At 47.9% G+C, this 21,994-nt stretch carries 17 protein-coding genes; 10 read left to right on the top strand and 7 right to left on the bottom strand.

Features of this window, described 5'->3' with window-relative positions; genetic code table 11:
• Positions 1–325: 325 nt before the first annotated feature.
• From DJ70_RS16855 to DJ70_RS16860, 3 genes are all read right to left on the bottom strand, one after another.
• Positions 326–547: a hypothetical protein gene (locus DJ70_RS16855; RefSeq protein WP_143420988.1), complete on the bottom strand. Its 222-nt coding sequence runs from the start codon at positions 545–547 to the stop codon at positions 326–328.
• Positions 548–1,005: 458 nt separating this feature from the next.
• Positions 1,006–1,983: a hypothetical protein gene (locus tag DJ70_RS08550; protein ID WP_094531968.1), complete on the bottom strand. Its 978-nt coding sequence runs from the start codon at positions 1,981–1,983 to the stop codon at positions 1,006–1,008.
• A gap of 202 nt (positions 1,984–2,185) precedes the next feature.
• Positions 2,186–3,085: a hypothetical protein gene (locus DJ70_RS16860; protein ID WP_143420989.1), complete on the bottom strand. Its 900-nt coding sequence runs from the start codon at positions 3,083–3,085 to the stop codon at positions 2,186–2,188.
• Between the two features lie 155 nt (positions 3,086–3,240).
• Between DJ70_RS16860 and DJ70_RS08555 the strand changes: the two genes are divergently transcribed.
• Together DJ70_RS08555 and DJ70_RS08560 are read left to right on the top strand one after the other, a co-directional pair.
• Positions 3,241–4,356: a tyrosine-type recombinase/integrase gene (locus DJ70_RS08555; protein WP_094531970.1), complete on the top strand. Its 1,116-nt coding sequence runs from the start codon at positions 3,241–3,243 to the stop codon at positions 4,354–4,356.
• Complete coding sequence (locus tag DJ70_RS08560) at positions 4,356–5,900, top strand: recombinase family protein (protein ID WP_094531972.1); 1,545 nt, start codon at positions 4,356–4,358, stop codon at positions 5,898–5,900. The genes DJ70_RS08555 and DJ70_RS08560 overlap by 1 nt, the downstream gene beginning before the upstream one ends.
• A gap of 63 nt (positions 5,901–5,963) precedes the next feature.
• Here the strand turns inward: DJ70_RS08560 and DJ70_RS08565 are convergent, their stop codons facing one another.
• Genes DJ70_RS08565 through DJ70_RS08575 form a run of 3 tightly spaced genes read right to left on the bottom strand, consistent with a single transcriptional unit; the run spans position 5,964 to position 8,733 of the window.
• Positions 5,964–6,899, bottom strand: coding sequence for a recombinase family protein (locus DJ70_RS08565; protein WP_321169298.1), 936 nt, complete (start codon positions 6,897–6,899; stop codon positions 5,964–5,966).
• A complete protein-coding gene (locus DJ70_RS18045; protein ID WP_094531974.1) occupies positions 6,896–7,666 on the bottom strand; it encodes a transcription initiation factor IIB family protein in 771 nt (256 codons plus the stop codon). Before DJ70_RS18045 ends, DJ70_RS08565 begins: the two co-directional genes overlap by 4 nt.
• Positions 7,666–8,733 carry a CRISPR-associated protein Cas4 gene (locus DJ70_RS08575; RefSeq protein WP_245810772.1) on the bottom strand — a complete coding sequence of 356 codons (1,068 nt, stop codon included), beginning with the start codon at positions 8,731–8,733 and terminating at the stop codon, positions 7,666–7,668. The genes DJ70_RS18045 and DJ70_RS08575 overlap by 1 nt, the downstream gene beginning before the upstream one ends.
• A gap of 136 nt (positions 8,734–8,869) precedes the next feature.
• On the opposite strand from DJ70_RS08575, the gene DJ70_RS08580 reads away from it, so the two are divergent.
• The 8 genes from DJ70_RS08580 (at position 8,870) to DJ70_RS08610 (ending at position 20,300) form a co-directional block, all read left to right on the top strand.
• Positions 8,870–9,118 carry an HTH domain-containing protein gene (locus tag DJ70_RS08580; RefSeq protein ID WP_094531978.1) on the top strand — a complete coding sequence of 83 codons (249 nt, stop codon included), beginning with the start codon at positions 8,870–8,872 and terminating at the stop codon, positions 9,116–9,118.
• Positions 9,119–9,339: 221 nt separating this feature from the next.
• The gene (locus tag DJ70_RS08585; RefSeq protein ID WP_094531980.1) at positions 9,340–11,223 is read left to right on the top strand and encodes an ATP-binding protein; all 1,884 of its coding nucleotides are present in this window, start codon (positions 9,340–9,342) and stop codon (positions 11,221–11,223) included.
• Positions 11,216–13,348, top strand: coding sequence for an AAA family ATPase (locus DJ70_RS08590; protein WP_094531982.1), 2,133 nt, complete (start codon positions 11,216–11,218; stop codon positions 13,346–13,348). The genes DJ70_RS08585 and DJ70_RS08590 overlap by 8 nt, the downstream gene beginning before the upstream one ends.
• A gap of 6 nt (positions 13,349–13,354) precedes the next feature.
• Positions 13,355–14,794: a hypothetical protein gene (locus DJ70_RS16865; protein WP_143420990.1), complete on the top strand. Its 1,440-nt coding sequence runs from the start codon at positions 13,355–13,357 to the stop codon at positions 14,792–14,794.
• An 801-nt stretch (positions 14,795–15,595) separates the two neighbouring features.
• Positions 15,596–17,650, top strand: a complete 2,055-nt coding sequence (locus DJ70_RS08595) for a DEAD/DEAH box helicase family protein (protein WP_094531984.1) — start codon at positions 15,596–15,598, stop codon at positions 17,648–17,650.
• A gap of 48 nt (positions 17,651–17,698) precedes the next feature.
• Positions 17,699–17,881 (top strand): hypothetical protein, encoded by a 183-nt coding sequence (locus DJ70_RS08600; RefSeq protein WP_094531986.1) that lies wholly within the window; start codon positions 17,699–17,701, stop codon positions 17,879–17,881.
• On the top strand, positions 17,878–19,848 hold the full coding sequence (locus DJ70_RS08605) for an AAA family ATPase (protein WP_094531988.1): 1,971 nt from the start codon (positions 17,878–17,880) through the stop codon (positions 19,846–19,848). The genes DJ70_RS08600 and DJ70_RS08605 overlap by 4 nt, the downstream gene beginning before the upstream one ends.
• Positions 19,845–20,300 carry a hypothetical protein gene (locus tag DJ70_RS08610; RefSeq protein WP_094531990.1) on the top strand — a complete coding sequence of 152 codons (456 nt, stop codon included), beginning with the start codon at positions 19,845–19,847 and terminating at the stop codon, positions 20,298–20,300. The genes DJ70_RS08605 and DJ70_RS08610 overlap by 4 nt, the downstream gene beginning before the upstream one ends.
• A 51-nt stretch (positions 20,301–20,351) precedes the next feature.
• Here DJ70_RS08610 and DJ70_RS16870 read toward each other — a convergent pair whose 3' ends face one another.
• On the bottom strand, positions 20,352–21,974 hold the full coding sequence (locus DJ70_RS16870; RefSeq protein WP_143420991.1) for a homing endonuclease associated repeat-containing protein: 1,623 nt from the start codon (positions 21,972–21,974) through the stop codon (positions 20,352–20,354).
• Positions 21,975–21,994 lie beyond the last annotated feature (20 nt).

The following is a 21,994-nucleotide window of genomic DNA, read 5'->3' on the forward strand; positions in this document are numbered from 1 at the left end:
ACGGATAGAATTCTGCCTTGTTTGGATTACAGGCTGATATGCCCTGCTGAATCTTCCTTCTGGGGATTCAGGACGTATGAAAGCCTGCTAACACAACAACTCACATCTGCGATACAATATTTCCGCTAGGATCGGCGCGATCGTGTCCACGGGGAGAGCTACAAGCAGTTACAGTGCCAGCTTAGAAACCGATCGGCAGGCGGTCAAAATGTGAACGCGTTGACTATGGTTCAAGTCCACTACAATCGACTGATGAGGGCCACTGGGCCGACTCCCCTCAGTAACTCATCCCTTTTGACAAGGCATAGAGTTCATAAGAGACTATTTATATGTCCTCATGCCGACGGTCAGGTGGATAATATTCAATCCGTTCGTCCTCAACTTCCACGCGGTTGATAGCACCTTCCTTCGAGAGTTTACGAAGTGCACCATACGGCGTTGTATCAATATTAAGCCCGTCACCGAGTTCACTTGATGTGCAACCCGGATTCTTTTTGACATAACGACGCACTCGCCGTTTCGTTTCTCGTCTTTCTTTTCTGTTCATGCGTATGCTCCCTGTGCGGTATTTATTATAATTTTATTGTGTATGATTTGTTTGGTTTTATAATGCTATTCAAATGAGGGTTGAAACGTGGTGGAGTCACTGAGACTACGAATGACAAATTGAAATCATTTCTACCCAATAATCCTCTACGTTCATGGGGTATGATAGTATAGATGGACGGCTTTGTTGAAATCCTCAGAAAATGATATACCTGAATCGAGTTCTGGTCCGTACCGGGACTCACAGGCCAGAGTCAGTCTACACCTCTCACACTTCTGTTATGAACGCGTTGCGAAGTAAAGAGGATCTATGCAGCAGTCGGCTACCAGCAGTTTCACACCAGCTTGGATGAATCAGTCGGTCAGTAGACTTGCTCATGGGGTACTACAGTGAGGAGCAGAAGCGTCTCGCGGTTGAATTGACGCTGGATAAAGCCGGGCACAGGCGACTCCCCTCGCTCACTCCCGACCACCCCCTACCTCTGTCTCTGTCTCGGTTTCCGCATCGATCTCGCCCTCCTCATCAGGATCCACCGAACCACTCTCACTGCCTCGTCCCGTCCACTCAACCACCTCCTCCTCATCACTAGGTAACTCAGCGTCATCCGGAACCGACACAAACGCATCTAAATACCGAACTGACTCTGCAACGTCCTCTGGCGGCTCCCCGATTTCCTCAACGAGCTCCCCGAACTCCATCCTCGACGCTTCCTGCACCGTCTCTAACACATTCTGATGGCGCTTCGCTCGTTTTCTCTGTTCCTTGCGCTTCTGCCGTTCCCGCTCTTTCTGCTCGTCCGTCTTCCCTATCTCCTCTAAATGCGTATTCGCCGTCCCCAACTCGTCCTCGATACCCTCGACAGCAGACACAATCTTGTCCTCATTGCTATCGCGAATAATCTGACTCATATTCTCCACGACATCGAAGTACTCGATCTCCTCGTGTTCCTCGTACTCCGTCCCGAACGGGCTTTCAAACTCAGTATCGACGTGCAAGATACCCCCGGAATCGCGCTCTTCTAGCTTCGACTCAATCCCGTGCATGTTGGTGGTGAAGGGCTTGTCGTCATCAAGCGGAAACCCAAGTTCGTACGATTCACCGGGCTGGAGTATCGACATGCGGAACTCCTGAGGATCGTCGTCGGTGTCGGCGAAATCAAGCGTGGCGTGCAAGTCGTGTGCCGCAGCATTTCCCGTGTTCGTGATTTCAACCACGAGACTGGTCGGGAACATGTTAGTGATACCGCCGCGTACTACCGGCTGGTTCGACATCTCTCGCGTGTCTGCCATTTCGTCAGTTTGTTGCTTGGTAAAGTACGTGTACGCGACTGTGACCACCACGAGCGCGGCTGAAAGGGCTATTTGCGTGGTCGAACCGGGGTTTGTGAGGATATACGACCAGACTTCGCTAAGCTGCAACACGACGGAATGAACCATTTCTGTCGGAGTTCGGTCGGTTGTATATTTTTCTTTGTGGTGACCGATACACGCCCTGTATTCAGCAAAACGTTGAGAACATATCCCCCGTTGAGAATCTCAACAAAGCCGGATGTAACTCTCATTTATAAATCACAACCGGATCAGCATACACCAGTTGTTGAGTACCCCAACAAAGCCTGAATAACAGGAACGAAGGTGCTTATTCGTCCTTTGGAACGCCCCAATGCTTCAGATTAAGCCGAGTTGGATCTTGAGTAGTAGGTGCCGTTTCTGCATAGCTGGGGATCTCCTCTTCATCAGGGAGAATTCCCTCCTCGTTCAAATAATCACGGAATAATTCTATGTATTCTCGGATATACCAGTCAGGGGGACGAGTGTCAGTTCCGAAATATGGTCTTACGAGATCCACGCGCGGGTTGGCAAGATCAAGTGAGAGCGCTTCTGCCCTTTCTCTGCTGTTCTTTATAGCGTGTTTTGCTTCTTGCACAAGAATCGGCGGTCGAGTCACGGAATTGTCTGCTTCCTTAATTGTTGTATAATCCTCATCTAATTCGATCTTATCTAGATCCGTATTGAGTATTTGCTGGAAATATTTCTCAATGAGGAGAATCTCGTTACCGTTAATCATAAAAATCCGTCTGAGGCGTTCTTCTTCGTCTTCCGGAGGTGTTGCTAGCTGTTGGTTTAGCAGCCCCATGTCACTATTTAGGAGATCTCCTCCTTCGGTACACTCAATTTTAGCTAACAGCCTTTTGGCTAGGAAGTCTTCGTTTTGAGCACGCCACTGAAGAGAACTCTCTACACCTGAATTAACTGCATAATTGAATGCTTTCTCTGAGAATCCGCTGAAGATGACCGCCATCACTTGTTCTAGAAACAGATTTGTGGCAGCAGAGGTTGAGAAATTTGGACCCCCTTTCCTTTCCTCATACTTAGAGATGGACATTTCAACGATTTCTTCGGCTGCCTCTGGACTTAGCTCACGAATATAGGATAGTTCAGCAAGGTTTTCCGCAAGATGATTCTTGACCGAGTTTTTGTCTTGACTGTTCGATTCTTCCCAATCAGCGATTGTCTCTTTCTGAGAATCTTCTAACACAAGTTGCTCTAGCTGTGGAGAGGTCTTATGTTGTCTGGATTACCGCATGCTGAGGTTCTATCATATATAGTTTTCGCAAGTCTTGATTACAGTAATTCGGCACGGTATTTTTCACTCTGTGAGTGACGAATACAACAGGGTATGAACATGGTAGTATGGAGCGAACAAGCGAAGGACTCCCCGATAGTGAAGCCCTAGATGAACTAGCTCAGACCATACTCAAAGACTACAACGCTCTGAAGCCGCTCACACCAGAGCAGGCAGTAGACAAATACCTTGAATCTCTCGAAGAGGAAGTCCTATCAAGTACAATAGCAGGGTACGAACGAGATCTTGGCCATTTCGTCAGGTACTGCGACAAGATCGACCTCGAAAACGTAAATGATCTCGGAGGTCGTGAAATTGACGGCTTCGAGAAATGGCGGCGGAACGAGTCTTCGGAAAAAGTTGACTCGTTGGCGAACAAGACGATGAGAGACGACCTCTACCTCTTTCGAGCCTTCGTCGAATATCTCGAAAAGATTGAAGCTGTCCCTCGAGGTACTGCAAAGAAGGTCGATATTCCCGAACTCTCCGGCGATGAAGGTGTTAAAAATGTCGAGCTTGAGCTCGAACGGGTTGAAGACATCGTTGAATATCTTGAGAAGTACAAGTACGGATCACGTCTACACGTCCTATTTGCAATCATCGCTGAGTGTGGGCGTCGACTCGGAGGAGTCAACTCACTCGATCTCAGTGATGCTCATCTTGAAGGTCCCAACCCCTATCTAAGATTCACTCATCATGGTGACGGTCGCACTCGTCTGAAGAACGAAACTGCGAGTGAGGAAGAAGTCAACATTAGCAAGGGGCTTGCTGAGGTCATCCAAGATTACATCGAACACAATCGGTTAGAAAAAACAGAGGGAGGTCGGAAGCCACTACTCACGACTCGATACGGTCGGCTCACAAAAACAACAATTCGCTCCTACTTCTATCGGTGGAGTCGCCCGTGTAAGATCGGCAAAGAGTGTCCAGAGGGCCGGGACGAGGCAACCTGCAAGGCGGCTTCTTCGAAAGATCACGCCTCAAAGTGCCCAGTAAGTGAGGCGACGCACGCAGCTCGACACGGGTACATCACTGAGATGCTTCGGCAGGGAGTTTCAAAAGAACTGCTGAGCGATCGGTGTGACGTCAGCGAGGAGGTCCTCGAAAAGCACTATGATGAACGCACTACCGAGGAGAAGCGCAAACATCGTCGTAAGGAACTAGAAGAGAAGGGGGGCCTCTAATGAGCCGTAAAAAAACTCGCTTTGAGGACGGCTCAGCGTCTGCACGACAAGACACACAGTCGGACGATCGGGATGGCCAGTTGCTACCAATCCTCACTGGTCGTTATGGACTGGAGCGGGTCCAGAGAGCGGTTCAAGAGCGGATTTGCCCCAAAGTACATATAAAACGTTGGATACGCCTTGCGTTCCCTAAGCGTATCCGAGGCATTATAAGTGCGATTGGGAAGAGCACAAATAGGCTAACGAATCTACCTACTCCCCTTCTCGCCTCTGCTATACTTCTAGCTCAGTCTTCGGCGCAGGTCGACCTGAACCAGTTTGTTCGACCGTCAGACAAAAGCAAAGGAGAGCAAGAACACGGAAGTAGTGTCGAATCACCCATTGAATCTAGTGAGAAAGAGGAACCAGAACAGCAGGTTCTAGTCTACCTCCGTGTGAGCACCGCTGAGCAGGAAGAGAATGGGCAATCCCTCGATTCAATGGAAGAGGAACTCTTGGCGATCCTCGATGGGATGTCAGAGACTGGCCAGTTTGGTGAAACAATAATTGACGGGGGTGAGTCGGGTACCGATTTCGATCGTGAAGGAATACAGAAGGTTGCCCGACTTGCTCAATTGGATGAAGTTACCCATCTGATTGTTGACACTATCGACCGTATTGGCAGGACCGCTCCTGAGACCTTGATGTTCATCGATCAGCTTCGGGACGAGTACGATGTGAAGTTGCTGTGCCGCGGAGAAGAGTTCGATATGTTCGTCCCGGGAGACCGAATAGAGATTATCATGCGGGCGACGATGGCGGAGTTCAGTACAATGAATCGAGCGCGATCTTCGACCCGATCGTCAGCGGATAATTTCCTAAAAAACAAACAGTGGAGTTCATGGTTCCGAGACAACATTCCGCTGGGCTACCGTTCAAGCGGTGACTGGATCGAGCCTGTCGAAGAGTGGATGCCTATCATCGAAGAGACCTACACCAAGTTCATTGAAGAAAGAGGGTATTCAGCGACTGCAGACAAAATCAATGAACAGTTCGAAGAAGAGCTTGAACGGAGAGCTCAGCTGAAAGGCAAGGAACTAGATCGAACCGATATCAAATCGATCGTGACTAACCCCGTATACATAGGTAACCCAACAATACAGGTTGACTACCTACAGCACTATGGTAAAAATCCCAGCCACGAGGATGAGAACCTAGCTTTCGTAGACGAGGATGTTTTCAATGCTGCTCAGGAGGTTGTCGCAGAACTGAGAGAAAAGTATAGTCGCGACGAATCTAAAGAAGACACTGCAAAAGACTACGTAGACCAATTCAGCCCCTACATCGTTGAGTCGGTCAGTCCAATGGTTCGACTGCAGTGTCCAGTCTGCGATGAACCGCTGGTAAGTAACGGCCAACAAAAATTACGACAAGAACAATCACAGCGGATCTATCGATGTCAGAATGAAAACTGTGAATTTGGCGATCAGAGATGGCCTACAGAAAGCGAACTGGATATGATGAGGATGCTGCACCGGTGTGATGAGCTTCATGGAATCCTCTAGTGGAGTTTTGGCGTTGTTATAAACAAACTGCTAAGAGAAGTCGGCAAGCTCAAGCGTGACTATTCAGTCGTTTTCGCGTAGGTAATCGCAATAGGATTGATACATTCGGTCCATGGTTTGACCCTTTCGCGTGGTTGGCATCGAACCCTTCACCGCACCCGTTGATTTGTACCTATGTCTTACGCGCTTTACTTCGTTGAAGAGATCTTGATCAAGAATACGATACTCAGGAACTAGTTCTGAGACACCTTCAAGCTCGTAATAGCCATAATATATTTTATTTCGAAGAATATCACCGACTGCACGTGGAGTCCATGGATTGTTTTCACGTGTTGCGCTTCCCGACTGATTAAGCCATTCCGCAACTTCTGGCATCGAACGGACCTCTAAATACTGAGAGAAAATTTTTCTCACTAATTCAGCATCCTTTTCAACAATCTGAAGTCGCCCGTCGCAGTCAATTGAATAGCCAAGTGGAGGATTGTCATTGGGCCATTTATTTTCTGCAGCTAAAGCATGGAGACCCATTCTTGTTCTCTGTCGAATCATGTCTCTTTCAAACTCTGCAGCACTCGCTATATTTCTGAAATTAAATCTTCCCGCTGCAGAAGTTGTATCAATCTGCTCAGTTATGCTGTAGAGACCGACATGAGATTGTCTCAGCTCAGACTCCAGCTGAACGGCATGCATGAGACTACGTGAGAAGCGGTCAAGCTTCCAGAAAACGATGACATTGAAGGCCTGCATCTCTGCGGCGCTAAGCATTGACTGAAACATTGGCCTATCCGGATCCTTTCCACTCTCTGCTTCATCACGGTAAATGAACACAACCTCCCAGCCAAGTGTGTGGCAACGCTCAATGGAAAGTCGTACCTGCTCATCGAGAGAATGTCCGAATGATTGCTGCGTTGACGAAGTGCGAGCGTAGACGGCAGCCCGGACCTCGGATGGGCCGTCATCATCAGGTAGACGGTCTCGCTCTGATAGGTGGTCCATCATAGTACATTGAGTTCGCGGATATCACCCACCCGCTGTCGAATCGTTTCTGACGAAATTCCAGCCGAATCGGCAATTTGTTGTTGGGTACAGTCACTAGTCAAATATATCGCTGCTGAGGCAATCCCGATCGGGCTCTTCCCGACGAGCTCAAGGCTACCGGACAACTTCTCGACGAGGTCAGACGCCGACGTATATTCGTGTTCAGAAATGCAGAGCGCCTCCGAGAGAAATGGAAGATACTCTTTCGAAGATGATGGACGATTCTCTATTTTAAGATCATCTCGCAGCGCCCTCTGACTACTGTTGAAAGCTCTCCCAGTAACCGAGGCCGCATCGGTTAGTCGAGATGTGGGTATCGGCTCATAGTCGTTCTGAGACGCAATAGAGAGGCACGCAGCGACGATACAATCCGTTGACCGACCATTGGTCGTTCCGTAACAAAATGCCTCACTGTATATTTTGGCTGCTTTCTCTCGGACTGACCGCGAAACCGCGAGTTCCGAGGACAGTCGTTCAATACACTCGAATGCGAGTGCAAGCTGTTCCTCCGTCGAGTTCCGAACTCTACAGAATGACAGCCAATCCTGTTTATTTGACTCCTGCTCTCGTTTGGACTCAATCTTCCAGTCTGGCACCTCTGGACTGGTCCAATCTCGAATGATGAATCCACAGCTTTGACAGAATCCCTTGAATCCATAGACATCGGTTTCTACCTCGTCTGATTCACACGCTGGACAATCGAGTCCCAGTTCCACTTTCTGGCTCATTATCTCGCCCCATTGGCCGTCTGTTCCTTCAGATCGGGATCGGATAGAACGACAAGTCGATCATCGTCCGCACAGGTAGGACACAATCTGTCGCCGTCACCAGATAGATGCGAAGACTCCCACTCAATACGTGTTCCACACTGATTACAGGACCAGTCGTATACCTCGTACTTTTCGCAGAGGTTGGGATATCGTTGGGCAAGTGTCGGTGTGAGCTTTGCGTCGTGAGCGTCAAGATATTCGAGAAGCGGTTGTCGGGGATACTCCTCAAATTCGGGGAGTAGTCCGTGTGACGCGCTATCTTGACACTTTATCTCGCCCTTCCCGCAGCGCTCACGATAGTCGCAGAAGTCGCACTCCCACGCGAAACGCGAGTCTGCTGGCGGAAGTTCGCTGTCGAGCCGGTACGCGGTGTGATCTGACGCCCACTCAACGACCGTCGACTGCCAGAACGCTTCGTCGAACTCCACGTCGAACACCTTGAGGTCGAACGCATCTCGACCCCCGTAGATCAAGCATCCGCGTTTCACGTTGACATCGTACTTCTCCGAGAGGCCGACCATGTAGGCGTGCAACTGCGCCTTGTGGTGTTCGTTCGGTTCGTCGAGGTACTCAAGGGAGCTCTTCGTCTTCACCTCCGTGGGCAGGACGGGTGTGCCGTCGGCATCGACGACAACCGGGTCAGTTGATCCCTTCACAGTAAGGTCGCCGGACTCGCTCTTGAGTTCGAAATCGACGTACAGCGAGTTTGTGACAAACAGGCCGTCGTCGGCGACGGTATCGCGCAGGTACGGGAGGACGACATCCTCCTCAAAACGAGAACCGACCCACAAGATCCCATGAGCCATCTCACTCTCCGCTGGCGCGTTTTCTTTCCGGTAGACGAGCTTTCTGTGGCACTGCAGCAAACTGCTGGGTGTGTGCTTCTCGGGAGGTGGTACAGGACTCGGATCGTTGTAGTAGGCACGGCCCTCCTCGATGTTCTTTCGCTCTTCAGTCGTCTGTAGCCATACACGGAAGCTTCTTGAGTCGATCCCAGCAAGTGCCGTGGCTGGTCCGGTCTCCACTGACGTGGATGACCGAAGAGTTCCGTTTCGCCGATGAGGTTGGGATTCCACTATAACTCCTACGTGGGAACTAACATAACACTTCCGTTGGTGGAACAAATAGATTTAGCCCCTCACGTCTCGCGTTTTGAATCGAATGGGTAGCGATGGCCCCGGTCGCAAGCCGACGGTATCTGACGAGGAGATACTGACAGTGTTCGTGAACGCGGAGGATCCGGTGTTGATGGCCGATGAGATTGCGGAGTCACTACCGATTGGTCGCAGAGCTGTATACAACCGACTCAGATCGTTAGAAGAGGAAGGTGTTCTTAAGTCGAAGAAGACAGGCGCAAGAAGCACAGTCTGGTGGTATCCGGGATATACCGATACGAAACGCCAAATATGAATTTCGACTTGATTGGTGACCGTGAAATTAGACCTCCTTGCACCCCTAGTTGATAATAGGAAACGAGCAATGGTCTCTTCGCTGTCCTTTGATCTAGCGAAGAACTGCATTCTAAACAGGACCGATAGTTCAAAGTGGTTCTGCAGCGACAAACCATTATCGAGATTATAGATTGGACCCGAACCAATCAAAACAACTTCAGCATATAGATATACTATAGAATGAGCACCGAAGAAAACGTCAACACTGAGTCAGATTTAGAGCAGTTACGACCACTTCTCGCGAAGCAGCACGATGACTATCGTGAGATGCTCCAAGAACCGATTGACAACTCTATATCGGCTACTGTTCAAAACGAGAGATATTACGATGACCCGGAGCCATTCACAATCCAGTTAGATTTTGAGAGAACACCAGAAACCTGCAGGGTTATAATAGCAGATGCCGGTAAGGGGATGTCCAGAGAGGTTATTCGCGATTACGTATTCAGTACTGGGGACACTAACTACTCAAACGGAATCCTCAATAATATCGGCGCGGGGCTCAAGGCGAGCATTTGTTGGTGCGAAGAATCACTTCAATCGACGCAAGGCCCAAGTGTCTACGAAAATCGCTTCCACGTCTTGTCCAGAGAGCCGGATGCATCTACAATTCAGCGAGTTGATGGTCCTATCGGTGGCGGGTTGACCGTCTACGACTCTGACGATGAGGAGTTGTGGAATGATGGCGCTGAAAAATTGTCCCATCAAGAACACGGAACACGTGTACATCTGACATGCGCTGTCGAGAACTTCGATAGTGGAGTAGCGACCATCGCTCAGAATATGTCGACCAAGATGCGGTACATTCAGGAAGAACTGGGGGTTAAATTCCAGCACTTACTCCAAGCACATGAAGACAATAATATCTTCATAACATTCCGTGATATAAACGAAGATGGAGAAATCGAAGAGGAAGATGAATATGAGGTCGTCCCAATTTCGCCGGATTTCAAAGCAAAGCCAGACGATCTCGAGATTGGTGAGATAACTGACTACGGTTCATATGATGAATTTGAAGAGGAGTTATCTGAACTTGACTCGTCTACGTACGGAGAAGAGCAATATGGGTACGAGTCGACCGTATTTGAGTTCGAAGAGACAGGCGAAAAGTATTATATATCTTATGAATACGGCGAACTGGATCTTCCCGCAATGTATGATGCGGTAGATGCTGAAGAGCGAGACCTGAAGATCACGTCACCACAAACGGAAGGATTTCGTTGGCGATACAAATGGAATCAAGAAGGGACAGGTGTCGACATCTACGGAAATGGGCGGATTCTCGATACAGCAGAGTGGGTTTTTGATCTAACTTGGAACAACCAGTACAACGGATACTGCGGAATGGTTCGGATTATTCCGGCATCTCCTACTGAGTACGAAGTTCCTACTAAAAACGATAAAACAGGCGTAGAAAAAGGCTCTAAACTTTGGCAGCGGCTCGTTGAGTGGCTAGATAGTGAACAGTTCAAGCCTGAAAGTACGTACAATGAAGGTTCTCAGTCAAAGATTGGAGACAGTTCTGACGTCGATGATGACGGTACTGATGCTGACGGCGGTGATGATGGCAGTGAAGACGCCGACAGCAGTGATATCGATAGTAACGAGGATGAGCAGGAAGAAGCAGGCACCACGGGTTCCGGTTCCAATAGTGTGACCACCGGAACCGGCGGAGCCTCCACAGCGACGGGAGAAGGCGGTGAGAATACTCCCGACGATGAGTTCGATGACCGGGTGTCGGCCGTAGCAGAGCGGCTACGAGAAGAAGCAGAGCGCGTAGACAGAGACGTTGAAGCGGATGGAGTGGACATTCAGCTCGTTTCCAAATATTCCGGTGCAGAAGACATTCTACATCTGGTTGTCGAAGATGTAGCGAAACCCGAGGATGTCTATCGAGCGATGCTCTATCAGGACCACTACAAACGGCTTGATCGCTCATATGGTGGCACCCAGATCTGGGCTTCAGAAGCAACCGACCCGGCGGAACGTGACCTCCGAGAGCTTGAAAACCGCCGTGATGAACACGGTGATCACTATGACATTGAACTGAGAACATATGAGTAAAAAATCAACCGTCCATCCGGTTCCGGGTGATGTCCAAAAGTACAATGAGACTATCATGGACATTATCAGACACGTCGACTCTGAATCTCCTGTCGAAGACGATCTTGTAGAATACCTGCTCGAAAGCGGTTTATTAGGAGACGAAGACGATACTCGGCGACAATTAACTTTCCTGCGCGAAGCAGATGTTCTCCAACAAGAAGTTAATCAATATCAGGTTGGATCAAAAGGGTATGAACTACTCGACTCGCACGATGAGGAGGCTGAGATTTTCCAGATACTAGATGACACGTATATTGGGTTCGAAGCACTTCTACGCCAGATTGAGTATCGGGGTGTCACTGAGCTTGACAATCTTAACGAGGAACTAAGATCCGAGTTGGATGTCGACTGGGAAGACAGTCAGCAGACAAAACGGCGACTAGATTTTCTCCGAGGACTCGGGTATGTCGAAACTACTGAAGGGGAGAATTATGAGATTACATCCGCAGGAACCAGTTTAATCAGAAGGCGAGGCGGTATACGGCAGTTCGAACCTCCGCCATCACCACAGTCTCTGATGGTCGAACTTCGAGAGCAGTCCCCCGTAGATTACCATTTTTACTGGTCACAATCACCCGAGCGACTCGGTGAGTTCACTGAATATATCCGAATACCAATCGAAGAGAGTGCCCTTCGGCCGCACTCCATCGGACCAAAGGACATCATTTTCCGCTATGTGGACGGCAAAGTAGTTGGATATGCACGTCTAGAGGAACCCGGAATAACAATTACCGAAGACGGAACCGAGCTGTTCCGAGCGAAGATTTATCATCGTGAGTTTGATCGTGAGGTACCGCTGAGTGACCTCCTCGCCGAACTTACAGCCATTGCAGTTGAAGATGGCGAGTCATTGGATGGTATCGAAAAATATCCTTTTAACCAAAGTGGTCTTCAAGACTGTATCCTCGGGGACATCCCCCCGCGGGCGGCTTTGCATATTCTTGAGCAAGGGAACGAGTATCAGACCTACGCCGATCTAGACTTAGAGCGAGAAATCCCAACAGAGGGGCTACTCGATGCAAATAAAATCAATCTATACTACCCGGACGAACAGCTCGACCGCATCTATCAGGAAGTCAAGGAAGCTATAGTAAGTGGTGAGCATATAATCTTTGTCGGACCCCCGGGCACAGGGAAAAGCAAACTTGCGAAGCATATTGCAGAGTCGGTTTGTGGGCCGGACGGATATGCAATGGTTACTGCCACAGCCAACTGGTCCACTTTTGATACGGTTGGAGGATATCAACCCGATCGAGAGTCTCATCTGGAATTCATTCCCGGCACGTTCCTTTCTCGATTCCAAAATAAAGACGGTATGCCTGCTAATGAGTGGTTGATCATTGACGAGATCAATCGCGCGAACATCGACAAAGCATTCGGGAGCTTTTTCTCTGCGTTAGCAGGCGATACGGTAGCCACTTCGTTCAAATCCGACAACGGAGAAGAGATTACGATTATCGGTGACGGGGATACCTCTCGGCAAGTCAAGCCTACCAATTATTTTGTACCTGAGTCGTGGCGAGTGCTAGCGACTATGAATACACATGATAAAATGACGTTATACGACTTGAGCTACGCGTTCATGCGCCGGTTTGCATTCGTTAATATTGCCGCACCCGATGAAAGCGAAATTTCTCCAGCGTTGCTCAACGACTACGTGAGCGTCTGGTCAAAGATAGGTTTGGCTAGTAACACTCAATGTGATATCCAATCAGAGTCAGATGATGAGTCAAATAATGGGGAAGGTCCTCCGCAAGATGAGACAGATGTGCTTACCCTCACCGAGTCTCAAATAGACGCTATTAGTTCATTTTGGAAAACATTTCAGCCACATCGGTCAATTGGACCAGCAATTGTTCACAATGTCGCAACGGCGGTCGCACGACAGTCTAGTGAAGAGACTGACCTGACCTCACCACTCAAAATGTATGTACTGCCGCAACTCGGCGACCTTCCCGAGGCAACCCAAGTGGATGCAATCAATGCTCTGCTTGAACACGACGGTCTCCCACTCGATCGGGATCATCTTAGGGAGTTTTCAGCCGAATACTTCGGTATAGATGAAGAAAAGCTGTCTAAATGAGTCCAGATGACTAGAGCCTCCCCCACGAAAAAAACTTCACCAGAGCAACTCGTTGAGGAGACTGCAGAAATATTTCATACATACGTCGGAAAGGGCGTCAACATCCCGGGAATCGGGGATGAGGCTACTGACCCAGATTTGAACGTGGATGGGCTTCAATCGTTGTTACGGGTTCACTTCGTACTGACTGGGTCCGATCGACCGTTTACTGGCGAACAGACGGACCCCACTGTTGTCCCGTTCATGAAGGGATTGTCTGAGCGCATTCGCCGTTTGCAACGGTCAACGTACCAAGAATCACAACTTGTGAAAGGAGGCATTGAGGGGAAAGTCGATTGGGGGGAGACAGTTGAAATGTATGCTAACCGTGGATTTGTCGATAAATCCCGATTTGTTTGTTCTCAACCACAAACCGAATATGATACCCCGGAGAACCGAGTACTAGTTCGCTTACTCGAAGAGATACAGTCGATTTTCGAAAATGAGTTAGAATCTGCCGTTGAAGACCCTGATAGCTATACATGGCTTAAAGAGTGGGTGGTAGAACCGAACCTCCTAAGAACACTGGAAAATGTACTGACACAGAATGTGTATCTAAGAGACATTAACCCACCTGAACGAATCTCCCCTCGTGATATAACTGCGGTAAAACGCTCTCGGAGGCCTCTATACCGAGAAGCAGCCAAGCTCCTCGAAAATTATTACAAACTCCAGAATAATGATATCAGCTTGGACGAAGCTCGCGATATCCTTACTAACGTTTACGTTAGACCAGATACTGATAAAGGTGGTCGGTTGTTCGAGCTTTATTGGACATTTGAACTACTCAAGCAGTTTTCTGAGAGGCAGCTCCGAGTAGTAAAATCAGGGACAGATCTAATTGCCTCCTGCATGGCGGAAGATGAGCACTATGAGCTGTATCACCACTCGGAGGGGCCGGATGGCATGACGTTTCGTGCTAAATTCTCAGATGTCAGTGAAGAACTAAGCCTCCTAGAGGGTCGTGAGAACGTGAGTTTTTTTGAACGACTCTATGCTGTCCATCATGACGCGCGAGAATATTCGAAAGAAGCTCTGGCAAGTGAAAGGCGACAGGATCTTTGGTCAGGTGTCCCGGATATCGTTTTAGTTCGCTACGATGAAAATGATAATTTGTCGGGAGTATTTATTGGCGAGTGTAAGTATTCTCGTAATATTCAAGAAATAAAGAAAGGCATAGCCGAGTTACTCGAATACATGTACTACGGAAAGTACAGGGATTCGTACTTCATGAATCCGTCCTCAAGTGAGGTGTCTGGAGATGAGACGATACCCGTTGAGGGCTGTGTATTTGTCGATCAACTTCCAGAGGGGGCATCTGATGATGGACTGCCTATCTCCCTCGTCGATCGAGGCACCGATTATAGTATACCTTGGTTGAGTAGTACCGAGAATAGACTGTCATGATCGTTAGTATATATAGACATACCAATTAATATTTTTTTAAATAACGGAGTCGTGCCGCCTAGTAGAGATTTCAACCTATTTTAATATATTTTTGTCAAAACGACTACTTTGTTGAAATACTCAATATTTGAAACAGAAGTTACGAGGTTGTATTATGACCGTAGTGTAGAGGAGTCAGATCAATCTAGTAAGTGGGAACAATTTAGAAACATATCTCAGGGTCACTCAGTGGTTGTTAGTTTGACCTTGATCCATAGGTTAAGATGGATTAGGAATACAAGTCCTCTATAGAACCGTGAAATTCGATATTTGGCCAACAACTGGTGGTTTTCAAGCATGAGTAGCGAGACTTGCGAATCGGCCGTAGAACTCGAAATGCTGGCATCCGGGATGGCGAAGCAGCATGAAAATTATTTCCAAGCCTTACAGGAACTCATCGATAACGCGGTTGCTGCGAAGGTAGATGATGAATCCTCAAGTCGAAGAAGACGGGTACAAGGAGCACAGTCTGGTGGTATCCGGGCTACACAGAAACGGAAGGGGGCTCATAGCTTCGATTTGTAATATTACACCAAGCCTATCTTGTACCTCATTTTTGCACGCTAGGTCAGAGCACAACAGAAGCTATGAGAAAAGTGTGCGACATCGGTCATGGATCGGTATAATACACTCGTACACACAGAATTATTTCAGTAAATGCGTGCTGTGAGAGAATTTTGACTCATAATAAAATCCTACCTGCTACACGGTACGGGTGGTCAACAGATTTATTCGGGCAGTTGGTTAGATTACTCTATTCAAATGACGGATGATGACCTATTCACTTCACTGGACATTCCACGTGTTATTGATACGTCCGATGTCAACTTTGTTGATGAGTTCTACAATCCGCTTTTATCACGATCTGTCGAATATAAGCGTGGTGTCGGATATTTCACGACGAATTGGCTTCGTTCTGCATCCAGAGGAGTTGCCAAACTTGCGGAGAACGGAGGCACCGCGAAATGGATAATGAGTCCTATATTAGAACAAGAGGATTGGGAGGCACTCAAATTGGGTCAGGAAGCGAAACACGATGAGGTGCTTCAGCAACAGTTGGCCGATACCGTACGCGATTTACAATATGATCTTGAGTACCAAACCCGGAATGCCATCGCGTGGATGATCGCTGACGGGCTGCTGGAAATTCGATTTGCGATCCCGAAAGACGATCTACATGGCGATTTTCATGACAAATTTGGCATTTTTCGTGATACAGAGGGGAACCAGCTTGCATTCCACGGGTCAAAAAACGACAGCGCCCATTCATTCGAGAATTATGAAGCATACACTGTTGATTGCGGTTGGTTGAGCGATCGAGATGCAGAAGGGGTAACACTACAGGAAAAACGGTTTGATGAGATTTGGTCTGGTTCAAAAGAGAACGTCGAGGTGGTTTCGCTTCCCGAGGGAATCAGGCAAGATATCGCGAGTCTCCGAGATCATGAACATCGTCCATATCCCGATCCAGAACAATCTGACAATGGCATTACTCTCAGGCCTTATCAGCGAGAGGCCGTCGATAACTGGTTTGCAAACCAGAGACAAGGGCTCTTCCGAATGGCTACCGGCACGGGGAAAACGTTCACAGCCCTCGGTGCCATGGATGAGTTTCTTGAATCAAGATCCACTCCCACACTCGTAGTCATCGCGGTTCCGTACACCCACCTCGCAGACCAATGGAATACTGAGATTGCCAAGTTCGGCTACAATAACCCGAAGTTCCTCTATGGTTCAGCGAATACACAGTGGAAAGAGGATCTGTCGCGTATTCTTTCAGATCTTACGCTTGGAATGGGATCCGACCAGTTGGTAATAACAACTCACACGACGCTTGCAAATGAGTACTTCCGAGATCAGATTGAACGATCAAACTGTGACGCATTGTTAATCGCTGATGAGGTTCACGGTCTCGGATCCGAACATCAACGCACAGCCCTACTGGAGGAATACGAGTACCGAATTGGCTTGTCGGCGACTCCGAAACGACACTACGATGAGGAGGGGTCAGAACATATTCTTGATTACTTTGGAGGGATCGTTTTTGAGTATGCGTTAGGAGAAGCAATCCCCGAGTTTCTTACTCCGTACGATTACTATCCAACTATCGTTGAGTTAACAGAAGAAGAGCTCGAGGACTATAATAATCTCTCAAAGCGTCTCGCAACTGCGGCCGCTAGTGATGATGCTGATGAGGAGTTGGTAAATCGGCTAGCGATGAAGCGAGCAAATATCATTAAGAGTGCTGAAAATAAATACGTCAGTCTCCGGTCGGTCTTAAATAGGATTGGTGAGCCCGACCACCTGCTTGTGTACACAAATTCGGGACAGATTGATCACGTTCAAGATATCTTGAACGAGATGGGTATTCGCCAGCACAAATTCACATATCGTGAGGACAACGACGAACGACAAGGGCTACTCACCAATTTTGATAAGGGTGAAATAGACGCTCTCGTCGCGATGCGGTGTTTGGATGAAGGCGTTGACGTTCCATCAACCAAGCAAGCGATACTTATGTCGAATACGGGAAACCCGATGCAATTTATTCAGCGACGTGGTCGGGTACTTCGGAAATACCCGGGCAAAGAAAAGGCAATTATTTACGACTTTATTGTCGTGCCGACAATGAATCCAACAGAAAGTGTCGCTGAATCCGAGAGGGGCATTCTTCGTAAAGAACTTCGACGTTTCGAGGAATTTGCAAAAAACGCTCGTAACGAGCACGGTGCTCGAAACAAGATCGAAGGGATCCGGATGGAATACGGAATCGTTGAGGGCAACGATGAGGACACCGACAGCGAGAGATCTTCTTAAGAAGAAGACATTTAAGTGGTATACTTCGGATCATTCTATTAGATACCAATGAACAAGTCCGACGTCAATAGTCTCATCTTGGAGCATGTCGACAAGATTGAAGATGATAATAAACGTCAATTCATTAATGAGATCCTGACCTTTGAGCGATCAAAGATGGATCGAGAGCGTCCACACTTCAAGGATGAATACGACGATCTCATTGAAGAATACATGGACACAGACGAATGACAAATTTACAGATCCTATCGATCACTCTGAAGGATTATCGTCAGTACAAGGGAGAGCAGACGATAGATCTCCGAAAACGCGGTGAACACCACATCAACGTCATTGAAGGGCAAAATGGCGCAGGAAAATCTAATATTCTAAATTCAATTACTTTCTGTTTCTACGGGACCGAAGAGCATCTGAAGGAAGAGAAAGAAGGTGGACTAGAGACCTTCCCACTGGTAAATCGTGATCGACTTGAGGATCTTAATGATGGCGGGAAGGCAACGGGCTACGTTGAGATCGAACTTGGTGAAACCGAGCCAGAGTATGTTTTCAAACGCGAGTTCACTACGATAAAGACTGATGGGGGCTTCAACAGCGTTGTCGGGGATCTCAATCTTCAACGTCGGGTCAACCGTGATTGGAAGCCAGTGGATAACCCGAACACGTATCTGAATGAGATATTACCGACTCGGGTTCATGAATACTTTTTATTCGATGGTGAGCGCCTCCACAAGTTCTTCGAGGAAGGCTACCCTGAACGGGTCCGCACTGCCATCCTTGACGTGTCACATATTGAGCTGCTAAATCGAGCACTAGAGCATCTCGACAAGATGGACACGGAGATTGGTCGCAAAGCGTCTAACTTCGAAGGTGAGGCGAAGCGGCTGAAAGAAGAACTTGATGAAACAAAGCAGAAGCGCGAACGAAAAAAAGAGCGGATAGATGAGCTTGAACGGGATATTGCAGAAGCCCAATCAAATATTGACCGGATCGATGGAAAACTGCGTGACAGCAGCGATGCCGCAGTTCGTGAAAAACAGGAAAGAAGAAAGTATCTCAATCAGCGTCTAGACCAGCTAAATGATGAAATTAGTGAGTTGAAAAATGAAACCACCGAGGGGATGGTGGAGGCAGGACCTATCGTCTATAATTTGAAAGCATTGGACTTCACCCATCAGCAGTTCGCAGAACTCGCCCAAGCGGGTCAGCTTCCCCCAAAAATACAAGATTGGTTCGTTCAAGAGCTGCTCGAAAGTGGTGAATGTATTTGTGGAGCTGATCTGGATTCAGACGAAGAAAAACGCCGTCATCTTGCAGAGCTTGAGCAGGAGATGTCCTTAGTGATGCAGGAGAATCTCGAAGGAAAAGCCGAGATTCCTCGGATCATAGACGATGGAAAGGATCTAGTTGAAGATATCATTTCCAATCGAAAGAAAATATCCGAAAAGCAAGATGAGCTGGGGGAGGTTGATAGAGAGCTCCGAGATATCTCAAACGAACTCAAGAGTTACGACCTTCCTGAAGATGTCGATGTGAGCAGTCTTGAATCCCAGCGTAGCGAAATTGAGGGAAGAATCAGCGAAATGCGTCAAGAAATTGGAAGGGTTGAACACGAGATTGAAACACTGGATGAGAAGGTCAATGAACTCGATAATAAATGGCGTGAGGAAGCCGCCAAGGAAACCAAACACCGGACGATGATGAGGAAGTTGGATTTCGTTGAAGAAGCTCATGAAGAGTTGACTGAAATCAAGAGTACGATTCTCGCACAGATTAGGGAAAACACCGAGGAGAATATGAATCGATACTTCAATGACCTCATCTGGAAAGATGAGGATTACACCGTTGAGCTAGGAGACGATTATACTGTTAGTGTCTATGGTAGACATGGCGATAATAAGATCGGGTCGCTGTCTGCTGGTGAGAAGCAAGTACTTGCTCTCTCGTTTATGTCTGCGCTGACTAAGATTAGTGGATTCAATGCTCCCATCGTGATTGATACACCGCTTGGGCGTATTTCGAGCAAACCAAAGAAGCGTATCGCTCAGAATCTTCCGTCCTATTTGGTGGACACCCAAATTACCTTCCTCATGACTGACGAGGAGTATACTGACGAAGTACGTGCACATCTTCAAAACAGTGTGGCGAACGAATATCTTCTCGATTATTCAAATGAAATCACAGAGGTGAAAGAAAAATGAGTGACCAGAGTCCTGAATCTGGATACGAAAAAACAAAAGCTGGCCGCGATGTCGTGGTGGATCAACAGGCACGAGATTACTTCGATACTCTGGTTGGAGAAGAGGACTCCCCGTTTTACAGCGTACAGCGAATCGACTTATTCATGTTCGCGCTTGGATACGGACGAAAACGGTCGGGGCGAATAGAACTAGGGTCTGGACGCCATGCCTTGTTTAATCGTCCATCACTCTCCGATCAACAGGAATGGATTATCAAATCGATTGCCGCGTACGAAGAGAGAGACCCTCAGGTTCTTCGCGATCAAAAGAGGGTCTATAAGATTGCGCAAGAGTATGTCCGGGGTGGCATCGAGGAACTGCACAGCCTCTACGTTCGTCCGGGAGATGGGTTTAGTGAACTCACAACCGACGTTGTTCAATTAGGACAAGGATTCTACGATTTCGACGACTGATATCAGGGATTCCTACTAACTGCCGATTATTTCATCGAACTAAAATCAGCTTTATTCTATTAATTCCAGAGCGTTATCGACAGACCCGAAAACCTCCTCAAAATAAGACTCAGGGTACCGAGCGAATGTTCGAATATCGGCGCTCGTAGTCCGTCCTGCCACTGCCTCATCAACCCATTCCACTTCTGCTTGAAGCGTCTCAGCATCTGGGAGTTTATATTCCTCCCACAGACTGCGAATCTCGGAATTATCTAGATTACTGACTCCTGCCCTCTCTAGGGCAACCCCCCACCCTCCAATATGATTTTTAACTGTTTGAGAGGTCATGTCCGCAATATTGTCGAAATCTCTTGAAGCTGGGACTGCGCCGATCCGGATCGTAACTCGACGAATTTCCTCGAGCAGTTCTTCTTTTGTGTATCCCTGCGCTGATTCCTCGTCGTCAATTGCGGCTTCAGGGTTATAACCCGCTTCTTGTAGTGCATTTAGCCATGTATCAAAAGCTTCCCTGACCGTTACTACTGAGAGAATCGATTCCTGCTCAAAATCAGATGTGCTCGGCGGGTCAGATGGGGGGACACCTATCCGCTCCAATTCGTGAATAACACCACTGCCATCAGGTGAAACGTCTACATCGGCGTCATCCGGCTGGTCTGTGCGTCTTTCAAACGCATCATCGGTAATCCCAGCTAGATCAAAAGCCGTCCCAAGACTTCCGAACCGATCCTCAACAGTCAATGCGTAAAGATCAGTATTTTTCCAGACATCAATTGGCTCAGGAACCTTACCAACTTTCGCAGCGTATTCCACCAATTTATCAAGGATTTCAACTCGTGTGAACTTCCTATTGGATCGCTTTTCCCAATCAACTGATGTTAGATTTGCTGCGTCTATTACGCCATTCCACGAAGTAAAACGTATCTCGTAGGCCCTAATTGGGTATGAGCCATAATGGCGTACAAACTGTTCTGATGGTGGTTCCCCAAACAGTTTGTCTAATTCTCGAATGTAATCTAATAGTTCTTCAGTGGTATACTCTCCTGCATTGGTTTGCGTTGGTTCCTGTCGGTCATTGTCTATCGATTGCTCAACAGAAGTGTTCCAAACGAATTTAGACTCGGATTGAGATGGGTCTTCCACTCCCTCCGATTGCTGTGATGTTACAGTCTCTGAGACACCAAATTCATCAAGGCGCTCCTTCGCGGTGCTCCATTGACCAAAATATCGGGCATACATGCTGTGGCTGTATTTTCCAAGGGAATTTACCTCTGATTGAGTTGGCTTCTTTCCCAGCTCATCGGTGACGCGTTGAAGTTCGGCGAGGAGTTCTTTCTCTTTGTCAATACCCGCTACATCAAGCGCTTCATCCCATGAGCCAAATTCATTCTGATACTTAGCAGCAGAATAATTGGTCATCTCCGAAACGTCAGAGGGATACGGTATTCGGTCGAGAGCCGAATCCAGCCGCAGCAATTCTTCTACTAATTCCTTTCGTGAGGGTGATTCAGACAGCTCTCTTTCCCCGGATTCCTGTTCGGGTTCCCTCTTCACTATTCTAAATGTGTAGGTCCAATTAGAAAACCCTTGCCCGTAGATTATTTGCCCACAGACCGGGCTGCAGTCGTATTTCAGTAAAGAACAAGCGTACGTCATAATGCTCTCAACTAGATCCATAGATTAAACTCGGATAAGGG

The sequence above is a fragment of the Halorubrum halodurans genome (assembly GCF_002252985.1).
GTDB classification, from domain to species: domain Archaea; phylum Halobacteriota; class Halobacteria; order Halobacteriales; family Haloferacaceae; genus Halorubrum; species Halorubrum halodurans.